The sequence below is a fragment of the Pseudarthrobacter sp. NBSH8 genome, from assembly GCF_014217545.1.
Classification (GTDB): Bacteria; Actinomycetota; Actinomycetes; order Actinomycetales; family Micrococcaceae; genus Arthrobacter.
This window is the reverse complement of sequence record NZ_CP043178.1, coordinates 462,776-485,344: the sequence shown is the minus strand read 5'-3', so window position 1 is coordinate 485,344 and position 22,569 is coordinate 462,776. Positions and strand designations below refer to the sequence as shown.

22 protein-coding genes are annotated in these 22,569 nt (G+C 64.9%); 10 read left to right on the top strand and 12 right to left on the bottom strand.

The features are described 5' to 3' along the window. Window positions 1-32: 32 nt before the first annotated feature. From FYJ92_RS02255 to FYJ92_RS02225, 7 genes are all read right to left on the bottom strand, one after another. Window positions 33-893: a sugar phosphate isomerase/epimerase gene (locus FYJ92_RS02255; RefSeq protein WP_255482260.1), complete on the bottom strand. Its 861-nt coding sequence runs from the start codon at window positions 891-893 to the stop codon at window positions 33-35. 47 nt (window positions 894-940) lie between these two features. After that, a complete protein-coding gene (locus tag FYJ92_RS02250) occupies window positions 941-1,846 on the bottom strand; it encodes an ATP-binding cassette domain-containing protein (protein WP_185262425.1) in 906 nt (301 codons plus the stop codon). Further along, a complete protein-coding gene (locus tag FYJ92_RS02245; protein ID WP_185262424.1) occupies window positions 1,843-3,717 on the bottom strand; it encodes a dipeptide/oligopeptide/nickel ABC transporter permease/ATP-binding protein in 1,875 nt (624 codons plus the stop codon). Before FYJ92_RS02245 ends, FYJ92_RS02250 begins: the two co-directional genes overlap by 4 nt. Next, entirely contained in the window at window positions 3,714-4,655 is a 942-nt protein-coding gene (locus FYJ92_RS02240; RefSeq protein ID WP_185262423.1) for an ABC transporter permease, read from the bottom strand. Before FYJ92_RS02240 ends, FYJ92_RS02245 begins: the two co-directional genes overlap by 4 nt. 120 nt (window positions 4,656-4,775) lie before the next feature. After that, entirely contained in the window at window positions 4,776-6,305 is a 1,530-nt protein-coding gene (locus tag FYJ92_RS02235; RefSeq protein WP_185262422.1) for an ABC transporter substrate-binding protein, read from the bottom strand. Window positions 6,306-6,497: 192 nt separating this feature from the next. Then, window positions 6,498-7,511 (bottom strand): Gfo/Idh/MocA family protein, encoded by a 1,014-nt coding sequence (locus FYJ92_RS02230; protein WP_185262421.1) that lies wholly within the window; start codon window positions 7,509-7,511, stop codon window positions 6,498-6,500. Continuing rightward, window positions 7,508-8,368 carry a sugar phosphate isomerase/epimerase gene (locus FYJ92_RS02225; protein ID WP_185262420.1) on the bottom strand — a complete coding sequence of 287 codons (861 nt, stop codon included), beginning with the start codon at window positions 8,366-8,368 and terminating at the stop codon, window positions 7,508-7,510. The genes FYJ92_RS02230 and FYJ92_RS02225 overlap by 4 nt, the downstream gene beginning before the upstream one ends. Window positions 8,369-8,589: 221 nt before the next feature. Here FYJ92_RS02225 and FYJ92_RS02220 point away from each other — a divergent pair, with 221 nt between their 5' ends. Beyond that, entirely contained in the window at window positions 8,590-9,606 is a 1,017-nt protein-coding gene (locus tag FYJ92_RS02220; RefSeq protein ID WP_185263625.1) for a LacI family DNA-binding transcriptional regulator, read from the top strand. A gap of 119 nt (window positions 9,607-9,725) precedes the next feature. Then, entirely contained in the window at window positions 9,726-10,547 is an 822-nt protein-coding gene (nadE, locus tag FYJ92_RS02215) for an ammonia-dependent NAD(+) synthetase (protein ID WP_185262419.1), read from the top strand. A 41-nt stretch (window positions 10,548-10,588) separates the two neighbouring features. On the opposite strand, the gene FYJ92_RS02210 is transcribed toward nadE, so the two are convergent. After that, entirely contained in the window at window positions 10,589-11,359 is a 771-nt protein-coding gene (locus tag FYJ92_RS02210) for an IclR family transcriptional regulator (protein ID WP_185262418.1), read from the bottom strand. 199 nt (window positions 11,360-11,558) lie between these two features. On the opposite strand from FYJ92_RS02210, the gene FYJ92_RS02205 reads away from it, so the two are divergent. The 3 genes from FYJ92_RS02205 to FYJ92_RS02195 all read left to right on the top strand — a co-directional run bounded on the left by FYJ92_RS02205 (window position 11,559) and on the right by FYJ92_RS02195 (window position 14,256). Continuing rightward, window positions 11,559-12,278, top strand: a complete 720-nt coding sequence (locus tag FYJ92_RS02205; protein ID WP_185262417.1) for a CoA transferase subunit A — start codon at window positions 11,559-11,561, stop codon at window positions 12,276-12,278. 77 nt (window positions 12,279-12,355) lie between these two features. Beyond that, window positions 12,356-13,063 carry a CoA transferase subunit B gene (locus tag FYJ92_RS02200; RefSeq protein ID WP_185262416.1) on the top strand — a complete coding sequence of 236 codons (708 nt, stop codon included), beginning with the start codon at window positions 12,356-12,358 and terminating at the stop codon, window positions 13,061-13,063. After that, window positions 13,060-14,256, top strand: coding sequence for an acetyl-CoA acetyltransferase (locus FYJ92_RS02195; RefSeq protein ID WP_185262415.1), 1,197 nt, complete (start codon window positions 13,060-13,062; stop codon window positions 14,254-14,256). Before FYJ92_RS02200 ends, FYJ92_RS02195 begins: the two co-directional genes overlap by 4 nt. Window positions 14,257-14,335: 79 nt before the next feature. Here FYJ92_RS02195 and FYJ92_RS18890 read toward each other — a convergent pair whose 3' ends face one another. Both FYJ92_RS18890 and FYJ92_RS02185 read right to left on the bottom strand, forming a co-directional pair. Next, window positions 14,336-15,049: an ankyrin repeat domain-containing protein gene (locus tag FYJ92_RS18890; protein WP_255482259.1), complete on the bottom strand. Its 714-nt coding sequence runs from the start codon at window positions 15,047-15,049 to the stop codon at window positions 14,336-14,338. A gap of 10 nt (window positions 15,050-15,059) precedes the next feature. Continuing rightward, window positions 15,060-15,653, bottom strand: coding sequence for a heme-binding protein (locus FYJ92_RS02185; RefSeq protein ID WP_185262414.1), 594 nt, complete (start codon window positions 15,651-15,653; stop codon window positions 15,060-15,062). A 215-nt stretch (window positions 15,654-15,868) separates the two neighbouring features. Between FYJ92_RS02185 and FYJ92_RS02180 the strand changes: the two genes are divergently transcribed. The 3 genes from FYJ92_RS02180 (at window position 15,869) to FYJ92_RS02170 (ending at window position 18,137) form a co-directional block, all read left to right on the top strand. Then, window positions 15,869-17,140, top strand: a complete 1,272-nt coding sequence (locus FYJ92_RS02180) for a sensor histidine kinase (protein WP_185262413.1) — start codon at window positions 15,869-15,871, stop codon at window positions 17,138-17,140. Beyond that, a complete protein-coding gene (locus FYJ92_RS02175; RefSeq protein WP_185262412.1) occupies window positions 17,137-17,763 on the top strand; it encodes a response regulator transcription factor in 627 nt (208 codons plus the stop codon). Before FYJ92_RS02180 ends, FYJ92_RS02175 begins: the two co-directional genes overlap by 4 nt. Before the next feature lie 170 nt (window positions 17,764-17,933). After that, window positions 17,934-18,137, top strand: coding sequence for a cold-shock protein (locus FYJ92_RS02170; protein WP_013599688.1), 204 nt, complete (start codon window positions 17,934-17,936; stop codon window positions 18,135-18,137). A gap of 81 nt (window positions 18,138-18,218) precedes the next feature. On the opposite strand, the gene FYJ92_RS02165 is transcribed toward FYJ92_RS02170, so the two are convergent. Next, window positions 18,219-19,352 (bottom strand): acyl-CoA dehydrogenase family protein, encoded by a 1,134-nt coding sequence (locus FYJ92_RS02165; RefSeq protein ID WP_185263623.1) that lies wholly within the window; start codon window positions 19,350-19,352, stop codon window positions 18,219-18,221. Window positions 19,353-19,518: 166 nt separating this feature from the next. Here FYJ92_RS02165 and FYJ92_RS02160 point away from each other — a divergent pair, with 166 nt between their 5' ends. Together FYJ92_RS02160 and FYJ92_RS02155 are read left to right on the top strand one after the other, a co-directional pair. Then, window positions 19,519-21,240, top strand: a complete 1,722-nt coding sequence (locus FYJ92_RS02160) for an AMP-binding protein (protein WP_185262411.1) — start codon at window positions 19,519-19,521, stop codon at window positions 21,238-21,240. Window positions 21,241-21,242: 2 nt separating this feature from the next. Continuing rightward, window positions 21,243-21,752, top strand: coding sequence for a MarR family winged helix-turn-helix transcriptional regulator (locus FYJ92_RS02155; RefSeq protein ID WP_185262410.1), 510 nt, complete (start codon window positions 21,243-21,245; stop codon window positions 21,750-21,752). Between the two features lie 5 nt (window positions 21,753-21,757). On the opposite strand, the gene FYJ92_RS02150 is transcribed toward FYJ92_RS02155, so the two are convergent. Then, on the bottom strand, window positions 21,758-22,534 hold the full coding sequence (locus FYJ92_RS02150; protein WP_185262409.1) for an enoyl-CoA hydratase: 777 nt from the start codon (window positions 22,532-22,534) through the stop codon (window positions 21,758-21,760). Window positions 22,535-22,569: the final 35 nt, after the last annotated feature.

The window sequence follows — 22,569 nt, the reverse complement described above, 5'->3', positions numbered from 1 at the left end:
GCTTGTCGAAAAGATTGTGGAAATCGGTCCGGCTAGAAGAGTTCGGACTGGCCCAGGGCCACCAGGTTGTCGTAGGAGGTCTGCAGCGCTTCCCAGACCGTGCGGCCATAGAGTTCATCCTGCTCCACCAGCAGGTACTGCGCGCCGGCAGCCTGCGCGGCTGGGATGATGGATGCGAAGTCCAGGTTGCCTTCGCCCACTTCGGCGAACTGGACAACATTCTTGAACTCGGCCATGAAGCCCATAAAGTCGCCGGAATCCAGCAGACCCATGGCCGACTCCGGCATTTGGCCTATCCGGTAGTCCTTCAGATGGACCATGGCCGTGCGGCCGGCGTACTTTTCCAGCGTGCGGACCGGGTCCAGGCCGCCGCGCTGGACCCAGTGCACGTCGATTTCCATGCCCATGGCCGGGGAGTTCTCCGCAATGATGTCCAGCATGTATTTGCCGTCGAACTTCGCGAACTCGATGTGGTGGTTGTGGTAGTACAGCCCCAGGCCCTGCTCCTGAAGGCGCTCGGCATACTCGTTGGCCTGCTTGGCGAAGTCAATCACCGCGCCGATGGACGTCATCGCCTCGAACGGCAGCATACCGATCCGCAGCAACTTCGAGTCCAGGCTCTTTGCGTCATCCACGATCTTGTCAAAGTGCTCCGCCAGGGAATCGCCGGGCCGGCCCTTGGGGGTCTCCATGGCCACGGAAAGGGCTGCGATGTCCATGCCCAGCTCGCTGCGGGACCGGTCCAGTTCAGCGACGTTTTCCGGCGTCATCGGGATCTGGGAGATCTCGACGGCGTTGTAGCCGATGTCGCTGACCTTGCGGAGCGTTTCGAACGCCCCGATTTCGGTGAAGCTGTCCTTCAGCATCATTGCCTGTACGCCAATTTTGGCCACGTTATTCCTCCATTGTTGTTGCTGTTGCGTTAGTTCGGGCACCAGCCCTAGGCAAGGACAGCGGCCTGCTCGTTCTGCTGGCGCTGTTCTTCGAGCAGCCGGTGACGGTCGGCACGGCGCTTCTCCTGGCGGTCCGGATCCGGCACCGGGGAAGCGAGCAGCAACCGCTGCGTGTAGGGGTGCTCGGGGTTGCGCGTGACGATCTCTGCGGGCCCCTGCTCCACGATTTCTCCACGGTACATCACGGCTACACGGTGGCTGATGTGGCGGACCACGTCAAGGTCATGGGAGACAAACAGGTAGGAGACGCCCGTGTCCTTCTGGATCTGCAGGAAGAGATCCAGGACGCGGGCCTGGGTGGAGAGGTCAAGTGCGCTGACCGGCTCATCACAGACGATGAGCTTGGGAGACAGTGCCAAGGCGCGGGCAATCGCCACGCGCTGGCGCTGGCCGCCGCTGAACTCGCGCGGAAGCCGGTGGATGGCGTCCGACGGGAGGCCAACCTGGTCCAGGAGTTCCTTCACGCGCTTCTTTGCTGCTGCCTGCTCCATGCCCTGCACGCCCAGGGGTTCGGCCAGAATGTCGCCGATTTCCAGGGCGGGGTTCAGTGACGTGTAGGGATCCTGGAAGACCACTTGCATGTCACGGCTGAGGACGCGCCGCTGCTTGCGGGTGGCGTGGCTGATGTCCTGGCCTTCGAAGGTGATCTTGCCGCCGCTCACCGGCGCGAGACCCAGTACAGACCGGCCCAGGGTGGTCTTACCCGACCCTGATTCGCCCACCAGGCCCAAGGTCTCACCCTGGCCGATGCTGATATTAATGTCGGTCAGGGCGCGGAATTTCCGTGCACGGAATCCTTTGCCGGGGTACTCGACCACCAGGTTTTCCACGCGAAGGAGTTCTGCGCGTGCCGGGGCTGATACCGCGGCGCTTGAGGCTGCAGTTTCCGTCACAGGACATTCTCCTTAGCACTTGATGACGCAGTTGAAGACGAAGCAGCTGAAACCAGCATGGTCATCGGTTTTTTGCCTTCCAGCATCGAAGCCAACAGAGTCTGGGTATAGCGTTCCTTCGGTTCGCGCAGGATCTCCCGCACGGGGCCTTCCTCCACCAGCCGGCCGTTCTGCATGACCACAACACGGTCGCAGAGGTCAGCCACAACGCCGAAGTTGTGGGTCACCAGGATGACGCCGACGCCGAGCCGGCGCTGGAGGTCGCGGATGAGGTCCAGCACATCGGCCTGTACCGTAACGTCCAGTGCCGTGGTGGGCTCATCGGCAATGATGAGGTCCGGTTCGCAGCTGATGGCGCCGGCAATGAGCACACGTTGGGCCATGCCGCCAGATACCTCGTGGGGGTAGGCCTTGAAGGTGCGCTCCGGGCTGACGATGCCGACGTCGGTGAGGAGCTTCATGGCTCTCTTGGTGGCCTCTGCCTTTGAGATTCCCAGGACGCGCATCATGGGCGTGACCAGCTGGTAGCCGATAGTGAAGGCCGGGTCCAGGTTGCTCATGGGTTCCTGCGGGATGTAGGAAATCCGCTTGCCGCGCAGCTTGGAGAGGCGGCCCTGGTTGACCTTGTCATCGCCCGGCGCGACAGTGTAGTTGCCATCGAACTGGATGGCGCCGCCCACGATGCGTGCGGTGTCCGGCAGCAGGCCCAGGATGGAGAAGGCCGTCTGGGATTTACCCGACCCGGACTCGCCCACGATGCCGAGGATTTCGCCGCGGTCAACGTGGAAGGAGACGTCATCCACCACCTTCTTGATGGATCCGTCGGCCTGGGGGTAGCCGACGCCGAGGTTGGTCACCTTGACGAGGTGGTGTTCGGTTCCGGCCTCGACGGCCGCAATGGTCTTGCGCGCCGCCTTGGCGGCGCTGGCTGCGGCCGCGTCTTCGGCCTGATGGGCTTTCTGCCTGCGGTGCTTGATCTTCTCGCCGTCTTCGAGTGCGTCACGGAGGGCGTTGCCCAACAGGACCAGGGCGCCGATGGTCAGCGCCATGGCAAACGCAGGCCAGAAGAGCAGGGTCGGGGTGAGGTAGACGTTCTTGAAGCCTTCGCTGAGCATGACGCCCCAGGTGGCCTTCGCCGGATCGCCCAGCCCGAGGAACTCGAGCCCGGACTGGATGGCGATGGCTACGCCTGCGATCGCGGCCGTCTGAATGATGATCGGGGCGCGTACCACGGAGAAGATATGGCGGACGATGATGCTGAAATCGGAGAGCCCCGAGACCCGCGCAGCATCCACATAGAGTTCGTTGCGGACCGACTGCACCGCCGACCGGGTCAGCCGGAAGTAGGAAGGGCTGATCAGGACGCCGAAGGCGATCATGGCAATCCAGACCGAAGGGCCGAACGCGGCCCGGATGGTCAGCAGGACGATAAGGCCCGGAAGGCTCATCAGGATGCTGACAACCCAGTTGGAGGCCGCTTCGAACTTGCCGGCGTAGTAGCCGGCGATCAGGCCTGCCGGCAGGCCGATGGCAATGGCGACGGCGGCGCACAGCAGCGCCGAGCTCAGTGTCAGCTGTGCCCCGAACAGCAGTCTGCTCCAGACATCACGTCCCGAGCTGTCGGTGCCGAGAATGTTGACAGAGTCCGGCGCGGCGAGGGTCTTGGAAATGTTGGCGAAGTTCTCTTCGAACGGGGCCAGGGCGTCGGCAAATACGGCCATGAAGGCCATCGCCAGCAGGATAACGATGGCGATGATGCCAAGAGGATTCTTCAGCAGTCGCTTGAAGACTGTTGACCGGACAACGGTTCCGGTCTGGCCCGACGTGACGGGGGCCGGCGTCAGGGCTGAGGATTCGACGGACTCGGTCACGAGACACGCACCTTCGGGTTAAGCCAGCCGTTGAGCAGGTCAACAATGAGGTTGACCACGATCACAACGACGACGGTGTACATTACAACGCCCATGACTACAGGCTGGTCACTTTGGCCGGTGGCAGCTACGGCGAGCGGCCCCATACCTGGAAGGGCAAAGATCTGCTCGATGATGACCACGCCGCCCAGCATGCCGATCAGCTGGAGGCTGAGCACGGTCAGCCCAGCCGGAGCGGCGCTCCGAAGGACATGCTTGAACAGGACCTCGCGCTCACCGATGCCGCGGCTGCGCAGGGTGCGGACGTAATCGCGTTCGAGCTGCTTGATGACGGCGCTGCGGATCTGCTGCGCGCCTCCGGTGACGCCGTTGATCAGCAGTGCGATCACCGGAAGGGTCAGGGAAAGTACCCAGGCGTCCGCGCCGACACCGGGCGAAATGGTACTGGTGGCGGGGAACATGCCCATCTGGATAGCAAGAATTGTCACCAGGATGATGCCGATGACAAAGCCGGGGACAGAATCGCCGATGATGGCACCGATCTGGACGATCCTGTCCACCCAACCGCGCTTTACCGCGGCCGCAACGCCGATAAGCGTGGCGATCACGGAGATCAGGAGCATGGCCGTAAAGACCATGGTCATCGTGACCGGGATGCGGGTGGCCAGCGCGTTGGCGACGGGCTCCGAGGTGAACCACGATGTGCCCAGGTCCCCGCTTAGTGCGTGGGTGAGCCAACTGATGTAACGCGCGATGATGGACTGGTCCAGCCCCAGTTCGGCTTCCTTCACGGCCAGCTGCTCCGGTGTTGCCTGGTCGCCCAGGATGTTCCGCGCAATACTGCCGCTCGATACGTAAAGCAGGGAAAAAACGAGGATCGAGACGGCGAACAGAACGACGAGTCCGCTGCCGAGGCGTTTGAGAATGAAAGTGATCATTGCTGGCTCCATTGAACTGGCATGGATTGGCTGCCGGGCCCGGCAGCCCACCGTTTCCTGATGGGCTGCCGGACCTGCGCCTGAATTTGTGTGGCTACGTGCCCGGTAATTCTTGGTGGGCTACTTGGCGGGCGAGTAGTTGTAGATCGATGGAACGGCCTGCTGGACCTGCGGTTCCACGGTGATCTTGGAGTTGTGGTAGTACATCTGGTTGACCCGGTACAACGGGGCGAACCACGCCTGCTCCACCACGTACTTATTGACTTCCTGGGCCAGCGTCCCCGCGTCCTTGCCACCATGCTCGACGGCGTCGATCTTGGCCTGAAGCTCGGGAGTGGTGTTCTTGAACGGGTTGTAGAGAGCCTTCGTGGAGACGATCTGGTTGGTGGCCACCCACGGCTCACCCTGGAAAAGCGAGAAGAAGATGGCGGTGAACTTCTGCGCTGAAATGTCCGTGGTGTAGGTGTTGGTGATCGCGGCGCCGACGTTCAGGGTGATCCCGATATCGGACAACTGCTGTTTGACCACCGCGAGCTGGGTTTCGAAGCCCGGGACAGCCGGGACGTCGAGGACCACGCCGGTTTCGTAGCCGGCTTCCTTCAGGAGCGCCTTGGCCTTGGCCGGATCGTAGCTGTAGTAGTTCTCCAGATTCTCGGTCCAGGCTCCGCTGGCCTTGCCGAACGGCTGCGAGGTCGGGGCGCCCTGGCCCATCAGGACCTGGTCCACGATCGTCTTGCGGTCAAAGGCGTAGTTGATGGCCTGGCGGACCTTGACGTTCCCCAGCGCGGGGTTCTTGGTACCGTCGCGGTCCATCAGCAGGAGACCCTGCCAGTCCACCTCGGTGGAGACCAGCTTCATCTTGGCGCCGTCGGCCTGCTTGCCGGTCTTGGGGTCCAGCAGCGTGGCGTCAACCTGTCCCGAAACCAGGGCGTTGGTGCGGGCGGTCAGGTCAATCAGCGTCTTGAAGGTAACCTTCTCGAACTTCTGGAGGTCCTTGTTCCAGTAGTCCTTTCGGGCGGTGAACACCGACTGCGAGTCCTTCACTGTGGCGGCCTTGTCCATAACATACGGGCCGCTGCCCACGGGCTCGGTCTTGATACCTTCGGTACCCAGCGCCTTCGGGCTGCCCATCAGGCCGGCAGCCTGGCTGAGGTAGAACTCAAGCGAGGGATCCGGGCTCTTAAGGTTCAGTTCGATGGTGTCGGCGTCAACAACCTTGACGTCGGAGACGGCAGTCAACTGTGCCATCTGCGGGCCGTTGGCCGTCTTGAAGTGGTCCAGGTTTGCCTTGGCCGCTTCGGCGTCGAACTTGGCGCCATCGCTGAAGGTCACGTCCGTGCGGAGGTCCACGGTGAGTTTGGTGTTGGTGTCGTTGTACTTCCACTCCGTAGCCAGCATGGGGCTGAGCTTGCCGTCCGGTTCCCGCAGAATCAGGGAGTCGTACGCTGCCTGGTAGGGCTGGAGGAAGTGGCCCACATGGGCCTGTGCCGGGTCCCAGGAACGGATTTCCTGAACGGCGCCCAATGTCAGGGACGTTGTCTTGGCTGCTGCCGTACCGGCGCCACCCGTAGCGCCGCCGCCGCAGGCTGTCAGTGCCAGCGCTGCGCTGACGGTAATGGCGGCAGCTGCCGCCTTGGGACCTAACTTCATTGTTGGCTCCTGAATCTGTGGAACGTGAGAGTTGCGATTGGGCCGGTGTGGCGTGAGCCACACCGGCCTTCGAGATTCAGACTACGCATGATTGCCAATTTTGGCAACCGATTGTCAATATTGCTGCAATCTAGGTGAAAATCGCTGTGAGTGAAACGTTCTAACCGCCTTCAACCGGTTGCCGTGAGCAGCTCAGGAGACTTTCTCCGGCGCGTCCGGGTAGCTCTGGCGGTAAATCTCCTTGACGATTTTCAGGGATTTCTCGGCCTCTTCAGGGTTGATCCGGAACGGACCCGAGTCGCCGAGGCGGGCATAGAAATCAGTAATGAGCAGCTCGTGCGAGACGCCCCAGTAGGTACGCCCGCCGGACTCCACCACACGCTCGGGGACCACGTCCACGCGGCCCTCCGCATAAGTGACCGTCAAGTCTCCACGAAGACTGAGAGTCGCTTTTTCCGTGACAATATCCAGGGTGACCGGCGCGTTCGCGGCATTGGCCAGCGTTGCGTAGAAGGCGCTGCGCGCACCGTTGGCGTGCAGGGCAACAAACTCCGCGGTGTCCTCCACCTCGATGGTTTCGCCCAGGAACCTGGTGGCCGCGTTGCCGGACAACGAAACGACGTCGCCCACCAGCCACTGCAGCAGGTCAACAGTGTGGATGGCCTGGTTCATCATGAGCCCGCCGCCGCCACCTGCCCACGTGCCGCGCCACGGCCGGCTGCGGTAGTAGTCGGCGTCGCGGTGCCACAGCACCGTGGCCGAAGCCCCCACTACGGCGCCCAGTTCGCCGGAAGAAAGCAGGGCATGCATGGCCTGCGCGGTGGCGTTGTAGCGGTTCTGGAAACAGACGGCGATCTTGGCAGTCGACGCCTTGGCAGCCTCCACCAGCCGACGGCCCTCTTCGAGCGTATGCGCGAGCGGCTTTTCCACAATGACGTTCACGCCCCGCCCAAGGCAGTCCGCCGCGATGGAGGCATGCGTGTTGTGCGGCGTCGTAATGTGCACAACATCCGGGCCGATGGCCTCGATCAGGCTGAGGTGATCAGGGAAACCCGGGACGCCGTAGGCGGCCACGGCAGCCGCAAGGCGGCCGGGTTCTGAGTCACAGACCCCGGCCAGCCGCGCGCCGTCGAGCTTTGCGATGGCCTCAAAGTGCACTGCCGACACATCACCGCAGCCAATAACTGCGGCCTTGAGGTCGGTCACGAAAGTTCGATTCCGTTCTTGGCGGCAAGGACCGCGAAGGCGCGCGCAGCCGTGCCGAAGGCAGCCGCCCCGGAGAAGCCACCCAGTTCGTGGTGGCTGGCGAGGTGCGGCTCCAGCGAGGCAAAGCCTGCATAACCGTCCGCCTTCAGGGCGGCAATGGTGGCGTCCAGTTCGCCGTCGCCCTGGCCGGACGGCACAACCTCGCCCGTGGCCATGATGGCGTCCTTGACCTGGAGGTACTCGAGGTAGGGGCGGAGCATGGCGTAACCGTCCGTGTAGGGCCGGACGCCAACCTGGACGAAGTTGGCGTTGTCCCAGGCGACGCGCAGCGCGGGAGAGTCGACGGACTCCATAATGTCCAGGACGCGCTGCGGCGTATCGCCGTAGATGTCCTTTTCGTTCTCGTGCAGGAGTACGACGCCGGCGTTCACGGCTTCAGCGGCCAGTGCCCGCATGCGCGTAATGACGTCGTCGCGGATTTCTTCCGGCGTCTGGGTTTCACTCCGGTAGAAGGAGAAGATCCGGATGTACTTGGTATCCAATCCCTTGGCCACGGAGATGATCTGGCGGAGGCGTTCCACCTCGTGCTCCACGGGCAGGCTGATGTCCACCTTGCCGATTGGGCTGGCCACGGCGGAGACCTTCAGGCCCTTGGCGTCCAGGATGTCTTTGAGTTCAGACACCTGCCCCGGCGTCAGCTCGGAGACATTGACACCCCAGGCGCTGCGTACTTCAATGTAGCTCGCGCCCAGCGCCAGCAGGACGGCGGCCTGGACAGCGGGGTCCGGATCCACTTCATCGCCGAATCCTGAGAGCTGCCAGGCCGTAGTAGTTGCTTCGCTTGTTGCTTCGGTCACGGGAATCTCCTTGGGTATGCCCGCGACGGGACAGCCTTGGTGCCGCTCCGGCGCGCGGGTGACTCAGTTCACAAAAAGTGCTGTCCTAAGTCTAGACACGTCAACTGTCAATGACAACCGATTGCCAACTGATTGCATGTTGTGGCAATCTAGGAGCTACAGGGCTGTGGCAACCGTCACAAGCCCCTGTCATCCCGTTCAGTGAGGAGCGCGCCATGGCGATGCAAGCAGCCGGAACCGACCGCCCTGCCACCATCCACGACATCGCCGCGATCTGCGGCGTGGCCGCCTCCACCGTGTCCCGCGCACTTTCCACTCCGGACCGGGTAAACATCCGTACGCGCGCCCGCATCGAAGCGGCAGCCGCCGAACTGAACTACACGCCGAACAGCCAGGCGAAGGCCCTGAGCTCCGGCCGTACCGGCGCCGTCGGCGTCCTGGTGCCTGACATCACCAATCCCTTTTATTTTGACCTCATCCGGGGCACCCAGCTGCAGCTCAAGGCTGCCGGCTACACCCAGCTGCTCGTGGACACTGAAGAGTCCGACGAAGTGGAGGCCTCCACCATGGAGCAGCTGCGCAAGAGCGCCGACGGAATCATCGTCGCCGCGTCCAGGCTCACTGATGAGTCGCTGGTGGCCGCGGCCGCTAAGATTCCCCTGGTGGCCGTCAACCGCGACGTAGCTGGCGTTCCCGCCGTCGTGATCGACACGCCGTCCGCCACCAGCCAGGCCCTGGACCATCTGATTTCCCTCGGCCACACGCGCGTCGCCTACATGGCCGGCCCCCTCACGTCCCAGTCCAGCGCTCTTCGCTGGGCGGCACTGGCGGCCGCCGCCGAGGAACGCGGCGTGGACGTGCGCAGGCTTGGTCCGTTCGCCCCCAAGACACAATCGGGTGCCGCCGCAGCCGACGCTGCCGTGCACTCCGGCGTCACCGCCTGTATTGCCTTCAACGACCTCATCGCCATCGGCATGCTCCAGCGGCTGCGCGAACGCGGCATCCGGGTGCCGGAGGACATCAGCGTGGTGGGCTGCGACGACATCTTTGGCGCGGACTTCTGCAATCCCCCGCTGACCACCATGACATCGCCGATCGAACAGGCCGGCCGGGTGGCCGTGTCCATGCTCCTGGCCCAGCTCAACCCGCTGGCAGGCGGTGGCAGCCGCAGCCGGTCGCTGATGCCCACGCACCTGACCGTCCGCGGTTCAACCGGAGCGGCACCCGGAACGCGGTAGTCCCGGGCCCGAAGTGTCCGTTCGCGCTCGGGTGCCCAAGTGTCCGTTCGCGCTCAACGGTGCGAGGTTCAGGTGGACACAGTTGAGCGTTGTTGACAGCGCTGACTAGGCTGGATCACATGCGCGAACTCCAGGCCACCATCATCGAAGAAATGGGCGTGCAGCCCCGGATCGACCCCTTCGGGGAGGTGCGTAAGCGGGTGGATTTTCTGAAGGATTACCTCCGGGCAACCCACACGAAGGGCTTTGTCCTGGGCATCTCGGGCGGGCTGGATTCCTCCCTCGCCGGAAGGCTGGCCCAGCTGGCCGTGGAAGAGCTTGAAGCCGAGGGGGTGGAGGCCAACTTCGTCGCGGTCCGCCTTCCCTATGGCATCCAGCACGACGAAGACGACGCCCAGGCCGCCCTGGACTTCATCCAGGCCAAGACGGAATGGACCTTCAACATCTCCGCCGCCGTGGATGGCTTCGAGGACGAATTCGAGAAAACGGTGGGCAACGGCATCTCCGATTTCCACAAGGGAAACACCAAGGCCCGCACGCGGATGATCGCGCAGTACGCGTTGGCCGGGGAGCACAACTACCTGGTGATCGGCACCGACCACGGCGCAGAGTCCGTCACCGGGTTCTTCACGAAATTCGGCGACGGCGGCGCGGACATCCTGCCGCTGTTCGGCCTCAACAAGCGCCAGAACCGTGAACTGCTCGCCGAGCTGGGCGCCCCTGCCCGCGTCTGGGAAAAAGTACCCACCGCCGACCTCCTGGACGGCAAGCCCGGACGTACCGACGAGGACGAACTGGGCCTGACCTATGACCAGATCGACGATTACCTGGAAGGCCGGGAGATTCCGGAAGCGGCCGCTGAGCTGATCGAGCAGAAGTACCTCCGCACGCGCCACAAGCGCACCGTGCCTGTCACCATCTTCGATACCTGGTGGAAATAGGCTGAGCCGAGGTACTTCTGGTCAGCGGCGGCAACCCGGGACTATCTGCCACCCAGTTTGTTGGTCATCCGGTGGGCTTCCTCCATCAGCAGCTTACCCAGGAGCTCCTGCCGTTCCGGCCGGAACCGGGGTTCGATGCCGGTGAGCGAAAGGGCGCCGACCGGCCTGCCCAGCTGGTCGAACACGGCAGCCCCCATGCCCCAGCTGCCTTCAAGCACCAGGCCGGGATTCACGGCAAAGCCATGCAGCCGGGTCCGTTCCAGATTCCGGCGGAGCACATCCAGGCTGTGGCCTGCTGCGAAACCGCCGGCGTGCCCGTCCCAGCCGGACAGGATGGCGTCCTGTTCCTCGTCCGGGAGGAACGCCATGATCGCAGTCCCGGCCGAGGCCACGCCCAGCGGAAAACGGACTCCCTCATGCAGCACAAAGGAGCGTACCGGGAAGCTTCCCTCTTCCCGCAGCACACAGACCGTCTCCTGGCCCCTGCGGATGGAATAGAAGGCGCTCTCACCGGTCTCCTCCGCCAGCCGGCGAAGGCTTGGCCGCGCCAGGTCCTCGAACGGGAAGCGGGCCGCCGCCACTGATCCCAGCAGGAAAATCTCCGGGCCCAGGATCCAGTTTCCGCTGTGGGTATCGTGGTCCAGAAGGCCCTCCGCGGCAAGGGAGGCCAGGAGCCGGTGGACGGTGGGACGGGTCAGCCCCGACTCCCGGACCAGCCCGGAAATCGAGCTGCCCTCGGGCTTCCGGCCGACAAGCCGGAGCAGTGAGGCGACGCGCCCCACCACTTGCGCCCCTTGGACTGGATTTGTCATTCCACTCACCAAATTTCAAGAAATCCTCCACAATGTGGACACCTCCAAGCTTAGCGTCCACGCTGTGAAATATATTCCCTGCTGGGCGGATCACGCCGTTGACCAGCTTTCGCGAGCGCCCTAAGCTCCTTCATCAGGCCATATGTCCACAAAGTGGATACCCCGAACGGCTCTGCACGCTCGATGACGAGGAGACGGAATGTCCAAACTGAAATCCAACGCCGCCGCTGCCCTGGCCGAAGTGATCCGGGACGGCATGACGCTCGCCGTCGGCGGCTTTGGCCTGAGCGGCATCCCGGCCGACCTCATCGAGGCCGTGCGCGATTCCGGCGTGCGTGATCTGACCGTCGTGTCGAACAACATGGGCGTGGACGGCAAGGGCCTGGGTGTGCTGATCGAAGCCGGCCAGGTCCGCAAAGTGATCGCATCGTATGTCGGCGAGAACAAACTCTTCGCCGAGCAGTACCTCGCGGGCCTGCTTGAGGTGGAGTTCACGCCGCAGGGCACCCTGGCCGAGCGCCTCCGCGCCGGCGGCGCCGGCATCCCCGCCTTCTACACCAAGACCGGCGTGGGGACGCTGGTCGCGGAAGGAAAACCGCTGGCAGAGTTCGACGGCGAAACGTACGTCCAGGAGCGCGCCATCCGCGCCGACGTCGCACTGGTCCACGCGCACACCGCGGACACGGAGGGGAACCTGATCTACCGCTTCACGGCCCGGAACTTCAACCCCGTGGTGGCCACCGCAGGCCTGGTGACCATCGCCGAAGCTGAAGTCATCGTGGAGGCGGGCGCCCTGGATCCGAACCAAATCATCACGCCGGGCGTGTACGTCCAGCACCTGGTCCAGGCGAGCGGCCGGGTGAAGGACATCGAACAGCGCACCGTCCGCACCCGGGGAGCGGCACCAGTCTCCGCCTGAACGGCTACAGCCTGAACCAATCCGCAGCGCGAACGAACACTTAAGCCCCACAAAACTTTGAACCCCAAGGAGAACCCATGGCCTGGACCAGGGATGAAATGGCTGCCATCGCGGCCGAGGAACTGAACGACGGCGACTACGTGAACCTGGGCATCGGCATCCCCACGCTGGTGGCCAACAACCTGCCCGACGGCGTCCGCGTGATCCTGCAGAGCGAAAACGGACTGCTCGGCATGGGCCCGTTCCCCTATGAGGGCGAGGAAGACGCCGACCTCATCAACGCCGGCAAGCAGACCGTCACGGTCCTGCCCGGCGGCAGCATCTTCGATTCCGCCACATCGTTCGGGATGATCCGCGGCGGCCACGTCAAGGTGGCCATCCTGGGCGCCATGCAGGTCTCCGGCAACGGCGACCTCGCCAACTGGACCATCCCCGGAAGAATGGTCAAGGGCATGGGTGGCGCCATGGACCTCGTTGCCGGAACGCCGCGCGTGCTGGTCCTGACCGAGCACAACGCCAAGGACGGCACGGCGAAGATCGTCACCGAATGCACCCTGCCGCTCACGGGCCTGCGGTGCGTGGACCGGATCATCAGCGACCTCGCGGTTTTTGACATCGTGAAGACCGAACAAGAAGCGGACGACGACGGCGGACGGCAGCTCACGCTGACCCGCCTTGCGCTGGGGGTCACCGTGGAGGAAATCCGTGAAAAGACCGACGCCGCGTTCACCGTCGCCTTGGACGCGGCACTGAACGAAGCAACACTGGAAGGAGCCACGGCATGAGCCTGAAGGAACAGTTTGGCAAGGATGTCCTGCTCGCCGGCTGGGGTCACAGCCGGTTCGGCAAGCTCACCGACGAGACCCTAGAGTCCCTGATCGTCCAGGTGGCCACCGAAGCCATCAGCAACGCCGGGATCGAGGCTGGCCAGATCGACGAGATCTACCTGGGCCAGTTCAACTCCGGCATGATGCCGCTGGCCTTCCCGTCGTCCCTGGCGCTGCAGGTCTCGCCGGACCTGGCCAACGTCGCGGCCACCCGGGTGGAGAACGCCTGCGCCTCCGGCTCGGCGGCGTTCCAGCAGGGTACTAAAGCCCTGTTGGCCGGTACTGCCAAAACCGTCCTGGTGATCGGCGCAGAGAAAATGACCCACGCCGGTGCCGACGTTGTGGGGGCCGCCCTGCTGGGCGCTGACTACGACATGGCCGGCCAGACGTCTACCACCGGCTTTACAGGCCTGTTCGCGGACGTCGCCAAGCACTACGACAAGCGCTATGGCCGCGGCGACGGAAAGCTGGGCGACGTGCTTGGCTCCATCGCGGCCAAGAACCACCGCAACGGCGTGGACAACCCCTACGCCCAGCTCCGCAAGGACCTCGGCGAGGAGTTCTGCCGCACCATTTCAGACAAGAACCCCATGGTGGCCGATCCCCTGCGTCGCACCGACTGCTCCCCCGTGTCCGACGGCGCCGCCGCCGTTGTACTCTCCGGCTCACCGACCGGCGGAGCGGCTCAGCCGGTAAGGCTCGCCGGTTTTGGCCACGCGAACGACTTCTTTCCGGCCGAACGGCGGGACCCCACCGCCTTCGCCGCCACCCGGGTGTCCTGGCAGCGCGCGCTGGGGATGGCCGGCGTCGGGCTTGAAGACCTGGACTTCGCTGAGGTCCACGACTGCTTCACCATCGCCGAGCTGCTGATGTACGAGGCCATGGGACTGACCGAGCCGGGCCAGGGCGCCCGCGCCATCGAGGAAGGCTGGGTCTTCAAGGACGGCAAGCTGCCGGTCAACGTCTCCGGCGGGCTGAAGGCCAAGGGCCACCCCGTCGGCGCCACCGGTGTCTCCCAGCACGTCATCGCCGCCATGCAGCTCACCGGCACGGCCGGAGCGATGCAGCTGGCCAACCCGCGTCGGGCTGCGGTGCAGAACATGGGTGGCGTTGGCATCGCCAACTACGTCAGCGTCCTCGAGGCCGTCTAAGAAGCAACGCGGGGTCACATTACGCCCTTGCAGATCAGATTATCGGGCCAAATCTGACCCCGCGTTGGATTTAGGGGGGCTAGCCTGCCCGAATCAGGTTGGCGATCTCCACAAAGCCCAGGCGTTCGGCGTTCTCCAGGGCGGTCCGTCCCTGGGGATCCCTGATGTTCGGGTCCCCGCCGGCCTCCAACAGCAGCCGGACTACGTCCTGCTGCCGGGGCCCGCCGTTGTTGAGCAGGATGCTCTCCTGCATGGCGGTCCAGCCCAGGTTGTTCACATGGTTCACGGGCACCCTGGCAGCCAGGAGGATGCGGACCGTCTCCACGTGGCCGTGCTCGCTCGCGGGAATCAGCGCGGTTCCGCCATACCGGTTGGTGCTGGCAACGTCCGCTCCGGCCGCCAGCGTCAGCTGGAGAACGTCGTTGAATCCCTCGGCCCCGGCATAGAGGAACGCTGAATCCTGGATGGCGTCCTTGGCGTTCACATTGCCGCCGCGGCCGATGAGTTCACCCACCAGCGCCACGTTGTTCGCCTTCGCGGCGGCGACCAGTTCCTGGTCAAGCTGTGCCTGCGCTTCGCCGGGCAGCACTGGCGCCGTGGTGGCTGCCGGTGTGGACGGTCCGGACGGTTGCGGGCTGCCCGGGTTGACCAGGACGTACGACGGCGGCGACTCCAGCCGCTGCGGCTCACCGGGACCCGCCTGGCAGGCGGCCAGGCACAATGCAACCCCAGCCGCGAGCGCGAGTACCGCCGCGGCCCTGCGTGCCCGGCGCCAGGTCCTGAACCGTCTCATGGAGCCGAGCCTACTTGGCCGGGCTGGCTGCCAGCGCGGCGATAGCCTCGGCGCCGGCGGTGGCGCAGGCCTCGTCCAGAGTGCCGTCGGGGGCGCCGCCCACTCCGATCCCTGCCACGGACACACCGTTCACCTTAAGCGGGACGCCACCGGCGAGGAACAGGGTGCCGGGGAGGTCCGCAATGCTGGGCCCGTTGCCGTTGACGCGCTTGGCCAGCTCGCTCGTCGGCGCACCGAACGCAGCCGCGGTGTAGGCCTTCTGCTTGGCTGCTTCGATTGTGTGTTCGGCGGCATTGTCCCCGCGCAGGAGTGCCTGGACGGTGCCGAACCTGTCCACCAGGGCCACCGTAACGAAAGGCAGCCTGTCCGCCTGGCATTTGGCGAGGGCTGCCCGGACTGCTTCGGAAGAGGCGCCCACGGTGATGCGGTTCTGCGCCACGACGGTTTCCGGCGCCTGCGGGATGTCGACGGCGGGTACCGCAGCAGGGGCGGCGGCAGGGGCGGCCACTTGGCTGGTCCCGGCATTAGCTGCAACGGTCAGCCCTCCGGTCAGCAGCAAAGCTCCGGCGGCGGCAGCGGCGGCAATCTTGTTGGACTTCTTCACGGTGATCTCCTTGGATTAATGGGCCCACGTTGGCGGGATGCCCTGACGGGCATCGGCTCCATCCATCCTGTCCAGGCCAGTCGGAACAAACATCGGGCCTTCGGCTACGCCCGGCTCCCCCGGAAGGCCAGCGGCATCAGCCAAAAGGCTGAGTGACCAGTAAGGGCGCGGGCAATAGCATGGGATAGGAACACTCCTGACCTGAACCGGACCCCATGCCCTCCCCAGCCACTCCCCGCAAAACCCTGACCGCCGGGTCCCCACCGACCACCGGATCCGCCCTCCCTGCCAAGCCTGCCTCGCCTGCCCCGGCAGCTGGCCGGTTCGGCCGGATCGACACCGCCGTCCACCTGGGCTTCGCTGTCCTGCTTGTCGCGTCGGCCGTCCGCTATGTAATGCGGCACAGCCTGCCGGACAACCTGCTGGTCCTCGGACTGGCAGCAGCGGTGTGCGCCCTGTACGCGGTAATCGCCGTACTGGCCCGGCAGAGACGGCCGTGGGCAGTCTGGATGCTCGTGTTTGTGGCCGCGTGGGCTGTGCTGGTCGTTGCCGCACCCAGCTTTGCGTGGTGTTCCTTTGCGATCTTCTTCCTGTGCCGCACCGTCTTTACGGGCACTGTAGGCTACGTGGCGGCGGGCGCAACGGCGGCCGCCACCGCCGTCGGGCTGTTCCGGCTCAGCGACGGGACGGACCTCGCGATGCTGCTGGGGCCGCTCGCCGTGGGCGTGATGCTGACGCTGATCCATGACCGGATCGAGCACGATGCCGCGGAACAGCGGCGCCTCCATGCCGAGGTTTCGCTGGCACAGGGTCAGCTGGCGGCCAGCGAGCGCCGGGCCGGCACCATCGCCGAACGCGAACGGATATCGCGGGAGATCCACGACACCGTGACGCAGGGCCTGGCCAGCAGCCTGCTGCTCCTCGAAGCCGCTGGCCGTTCGTGGCCAGGCCAGGCATCGCGCCAGGAGCTCAGCCAGGCTACGGAGCTGCTACGCCGGAACCTCTCCGAGACCCGCAGCCTGGTCCACGAGCTCGCCGCCCCGGGCCTTGACGCGTCGCCGCTTCCCGAGGCCTTGCACCAAGCGGCCGCCCAGTACGTCCCGTACGCCCGGCTCCTGGTCACCGGCGAGCCGGGGGACGTTCCTCCGGAAGTCCGGCACACCCTGTTGCGGGTTGTCCAAAGCGCGGCCGCGAACATCCAGCAGCACGCGCACGCCACCACCACAACCCTGACGCTGGGGTTCCTTCCTGACTCGGTCACCCTTGACATCTACGACGACGGAACAGGCTTTGACCCGTCGGCGGCAGCACCGCCGTCGGACGCCGGAGGATACGGGCTGCGGGCCATGCGCCAGCGTGTGGAGCAGCTGGGCGGCGTATTCTCGGTTGAAAGCATCCCCGGCGAAGGGACCATTGTGGCCGCACAAGTACCGGTTCGGGTGCAGTCAGCGCCACCAGCGCAGCAGAGCACCCGGGACGACGCATGACCGGCATCACCGTCCTCCTGGTGGACGACCACTTGGTGGTCCGGAGCGGGCTCAAGGCGCTGCTGGGCACGCAGCCTGACTTTGACGTGGTGGCCGAGGCCGCCTCCGGCGAGGAGGCCCTGGGGCTGGTGGAACAGCACTCCCCTGCCGTGGTGGTGATGGATCTGGCCATGGGCGCCGGAATGGACGGGATCGAGGCCATCAAGCAGCTGCGCCAGCGCAACAGCCCGCAGGCCATCCTGGTGTTCACCACGTACGATTCGGACGCGGACATTGTCCGGGCCGTGGACGCCGGCGCCATGGGCTACCTCCTCAAGGACGCCGCCCCGGACGAAATCTTTGCCGCCATCCGGGGTGCCGTACAGGGGAAAAGCGTGATGAGCGCCCCGGTGGCCTCCCGGCTTTTCCAGCAGCTGCGCAATCCCGACGAGGTCCTGACGCCCCGGGAAGCTGAGCTGCTAAGCCTCCTGACCGAGGGGCTCAGCAACCGGGAGCTGGGCCAGCGGCTCTTCATTTCCGGGGCCACGGTCAAGACCCATTTGGCGCACATCTACGCCAAGCTCGGGGTGGAAACCCGCGCCGCTGCCATCGCCACTGCCATCCGCCGGGAGGGTATGCGTTAGCCCGGAGCAGGTAATTCCCGGGCACCATTTCTGTAACAGGAGTGACACTTGATGACTGCAGCTATTGCACGCCCACCGCGCAGCCCCTAGGTTTGAGACAGCGGACTACAGACTCCGCGTCTGCCTGCCGTCCGAGCAGGACCAGAAAAGGGTTACAAAGGAAGTTAGCAATGGCAACAGGCACAGTTAAATGGTTCAACGCTGAAAAGGGCTTTGGCTTCATCGCTCCGGACGACGGATCCGCCGATGTTTTCGCGCACTACTCCGCAATCGCCAGCAGCGGCTACCGCTCACTGGACGAGAACCAGAAAGTCGAATTCGATGTGACCCAAGGTCCCAAGGGCCCGCAGGCAGAGAACATTCGTCCGCTCTAAGGTTCTGATTAACTGCCCTGGCCGTGCTGCAAAGCATGGCCAGGGCAGTTTTTTGTTAAGTTTTTGCCGGGCGGGTATTTTCTAGACGAAGGCCGATTTACCGGTGACGGCCCGGCCCACAATCAGAGAGTTGATTTCGTAGCTGCCCTCATAGGTATAGAGGATTTCGGCATCACCAAACAGCTTGCCCATTTCATAGTCGGAGCTGATTCCGTTGCCGCCCAGCAGCGACCGTCCCATCGCCACCGACGCGCGGGCCAGCCGGGTGCATGTGGACTTTGCCATGGCCGCCTGGGCCATTTCCAGCTTGCCGTCCGTCTGGATCCGGGCGAGCTGGGCCATCAGCGCCAGTGACGCGGAGGCGTTGCCGAGTATTTCCGCCAGCTGCTGCTGGACCAGCTGGAAGCAGGCCAGTTCCTTGCCGAATTGCCTGCGTTCCAGGGAGTAGGAACGGGCGACGTCGAACGCGGCCAGCTGGATCCCGGCACCCTGCCAGCCAACCCAGGCGCGCGAATCCCGCAGGAGCTCGTTGGCTTTGGAGAAGTCGGTGGCGCCCGGCAGCATGTTGGCCGCCGGAATCCTGACGTTGTCCAGCACGATGTCCGCGTTCTGCATGATCCGCAGGCCGATCTTGTTGGCAATCTTGGTGGCCCGGTAGCCCGCACGGTCCGTCTCCACAATGAAGCCTTTGATGTGCCCGTCTGCTGCGTCGCGCGCCCACACCAGGGCAAAGTCCGCGATGGTCCCGGAGCCGATCCAGCGTTTGGCGCCGTTGATCACCCACTCGCCGCCCTCCAACCGCGCGGATGTTTCCAGCCCGCCGGCGATGTCCGAGCCGTGGTCGGGTTCGGTCAGGGCGAAGGCGCCGAGTTGGGTAAAGGTTGTCAGGCCAGGCAGCCACCGCTGCTTCTGCTCGTGGGAGCCGAGGGCGTCGATCATCCCGACGATCAGTTCGTTGTGGATCCCTACCAGGGCCGACAGCGAAACGTCCGCCCTGGCCACTTCGACGTACATCAGGCCCTTGAAGAGCTTGGATGTGCCGTCAGTCTGCAGCCTGCCCAGCCCGTGCTTGCCCATTTCCGCCAGCAACCCGAACGGGAATTCCTCGCGGTTCCAGTAGCCAATGGATGCCGGCCGCACCGTGGACTGCAGGAAGGCCCGGATCTCCAGATAGCGCACGCGTTCCGCCGCGGGCAGGAGGTCCACGATGTGCATCAGGTCTGCCTCGGGAAAAGGCAGGGCTTCGGTCACAACACGCTCACGTCCTTGTGGCTGCACGCTTCATATCCCTTCGGTCTTCCAAACCCTTGGATGTCCTAGTATATTGCACAGGGATGGATTCTTTGTGATGCGCATCACTGGACGAAAGGTGCCCCCCCCCATGTCAGTCACCGATGACTTCCGCGAGGCACGCGACCGCCTGCTGGCCCTGCATTCCGATTACCACCAGGCCAGGCGCGAGTTCGTGTGGCCACGGTTCACGGAATTCAACTTTGCCCTCGACTGGTTCGATCAGATCGCCGCAGATCCTGAGAAGGCCAATAATCCGGCCTTGGTCATCGTGGAGCAGGACGGCTCGTCCACCCGCCGGAGTTTCGCGGACCTGGCCGCCCGTTCGAACCAGGTGGCCAACTGGCTGCGAAGCCAGGGCATGCGCCGCGGGGACCGCATGATCGTCATGCTGGGCAACCAGGTGGAGCTCTGGGAGCTGATGCTGGCCGGCATCAAGCTGGGCATTGTCCTGATCCCCACCACCACCCTGATGGGACCAGAGGACCTGGCCGAACGCGTGGAGCGCGGCGAGGCGGGCTGGGCCGCCGTCGGGCGTTCCAACATTGGTAAGTTTGCCGGCGTCCCCGGCGATTACCGCCTGATCGAAATCGGCGGGATCGGTGCAGCCAACGCAGAGGCTCTCCAGTACGCGGATTCGACGACGGCGGCAGTCACCTTCGTTCCCGACGCCCCAACGCAGGCGGACGAGACGCTGCTGCTGTATTTCACCTCCGGAACCACGTCGAAGGCCAAACTGGTGGAGCACACGCATACGTCGTACCCGGTGGGGCACCTCTCCACAATGTATTGGATTGGCCTGGAACCCGGCGACGTGCACCTGAATGTGGCGTCGCCGGGCTGGGGCAAACACGCGTGGTCCAATTTCTTCGCCCCGTGGATCGCGGAGGCGTGCGTTTTTGTCTACAACTACGAACGGTTCGACGCCCGTGCTCTGATGGAGCAGATGGACCGCGAGCGCGTCACCAGCTTCTGTGCCCCGCCCACGGTCTGGCGGATGCTGATCCAAGCGGACCTGAAAGTGCTGAAGTCCCCGCCCACCAAGGTGGTCTCCGCGGGTGAACCGCTGAACGCCGAAGTGATCGAACAGGTCCAGCGCGCGTGGGGCCAGACCATCCGGGACGGCTTCGGCCAGACCGAAACCACCGTCCAGGTAGCCAACACGCCCAGCCAGCCGATCACCATCGGCGCCATGGGGCGGCCGCTTCCCGGCTACGACGTTGTGCTGGTGGACCCGAACACCGGGGAAGAAGCCGACGACGGCGAGCTGTGCCTCCGCCTGGACCCCCGGCCGGTGGGGCTGATGAAGGGCTACTACGGTGACGCGGAACGGACCGCTGAGGCGTTCCGCGGCGGTTATTACCACACGGGCGACATGGCCAGCCGGGACAAACACGGCGTCATCACCTACGTGGGCCGCGACGACGACGTCTTCAAATCCTCCGACTACCGGCTCTCGCCGTTCGAGCTGGAGAGCGTGCTGCTCGAACACCCGGCCGTGGCCGAAGCCGCTGTGGTTCCGTCGCCGGATGCGCTCAAACTCTCCGTCCCCAAGGCCTACGTTGTCCTGGTGTCCGGACTGGAGCCGGGGCCGGAGCTGGCGGAGGACATCCTGCGGTACTGCCGCGAACGCCTGGCGCCGTTCAAGCGGATCCGGCGGCTGGAATTCGCGGCGCTGCCCAAGACCATCTCGGGCAAAATCCGCCGTGTGGAGCTGCGGCACAATGAGCAACTCCGGCACGGCGGGGTCACCCATCCCGACGGCTTCGGCTTGGAGTACTCCGAGGCGGATTTCCCGGGGCTGAAAGGCTGAGGATGGCCGCGCCACTGCCCCGGGACCCCATCGCGGATGCCCAACGGAACTGGGAGGAGCACGGCTGGGCCGACGTTGCCGCTCCCATGGCTGCGATCACCGCGATCATGCGCACCCAGCAGATCCTGCTGGCCCGGATCGAGGGCGCCCTGAAGCCGTTCGGACTGACCTTCGCCCGCTACGAACTGCTCGCACTCCTCAGCTTCGCCCGCAGCGGAGCGCTGCCCATGAACAAGGCGAGCGCCCTGCTCCAGGTCCATCCCACCTCGGTGACCAACGCCGTCGACCGTTTGGAAGGCTCGGGACTGGTGGCCCGCTCGCCGCATCCTACGGACGGGCGTACCACGCTGATCGAGCTCACCGCGGAGGGGCGGACCGTGGCCAAACGCGCGACGGCGGTGCTCAACACTGAGGTGTTTGGCCAGTCGGGGTTCGACACGGCCGACGTGGACCAGCTGATCCATATCCTGGGCACGTTCCGCCGGAATGCCGGGGACTTTACGGACGGCTAATCCCGTCAGCGGTGGTTGAACCCGGGCTGGCGCTTCTCCGTAAAGGCTGCCATGCCTTCCTTCTGGTCCTCGCTGGCGAAGAGCGAGTGGAAGATCCGGCGTTCGAACAGGACACCCTGGGCGAGTCCCGTTTCGAAGGCGGCGTTGACGGCCTCCTTCGCGAGCATGGCCACGGGCTTGGACTTGGACGCGATGACCTCCGCGGCCTTCAGCGCCTCCTCCACCACGTCCTCCGCGGGCACCACGCGCGAGACAAGGCCCGAGCGTTCCGCTTCCTCGGCGCCGATGAAGCGCCCCGTGAGGATCATGTCCATGGCCTTGGCCTTGCCCACGGCGCGGGTGAGCCGCTGGGAACCTCCCATGCCCGGCAGCACGCCGAGGTTGATCTCCGGCTGGCCAAACTTGGCGTTGTCCCCGGCGATGATGAAATCGCACATCATGGCCAGCTCGCAGCCGCCGCCCAGCGCGAAGCCGGACACCGCCGCGATGACGGGAATGCGCAGCCGCGTGAAGTCCTCCCAGCCCCGGAACCAGTCCGCGGCGTACATGTCCATGTAGCCCTGGGATGCCATTTCCTTGATGTCTGCCCCGGCGGCGAACGCCTTGCCCGATCCGGTGACCACCACCGCGCCCACGCCGGGGTCCGCGTCCATGGCGGCGACGGCTGCCACGAGCTGTTCCATCGTGGCCTTGTCCAGGGCGTTGAGCGCCTCCGGCCGGTTGAGCGTGACCAGCCCTACCCGGCCGCGCTGTTCCACCAGGATGTTCGTATACTCCGTCATGCCTGACCTTTCAGCTGTTCGTGGATGTTGCGTGC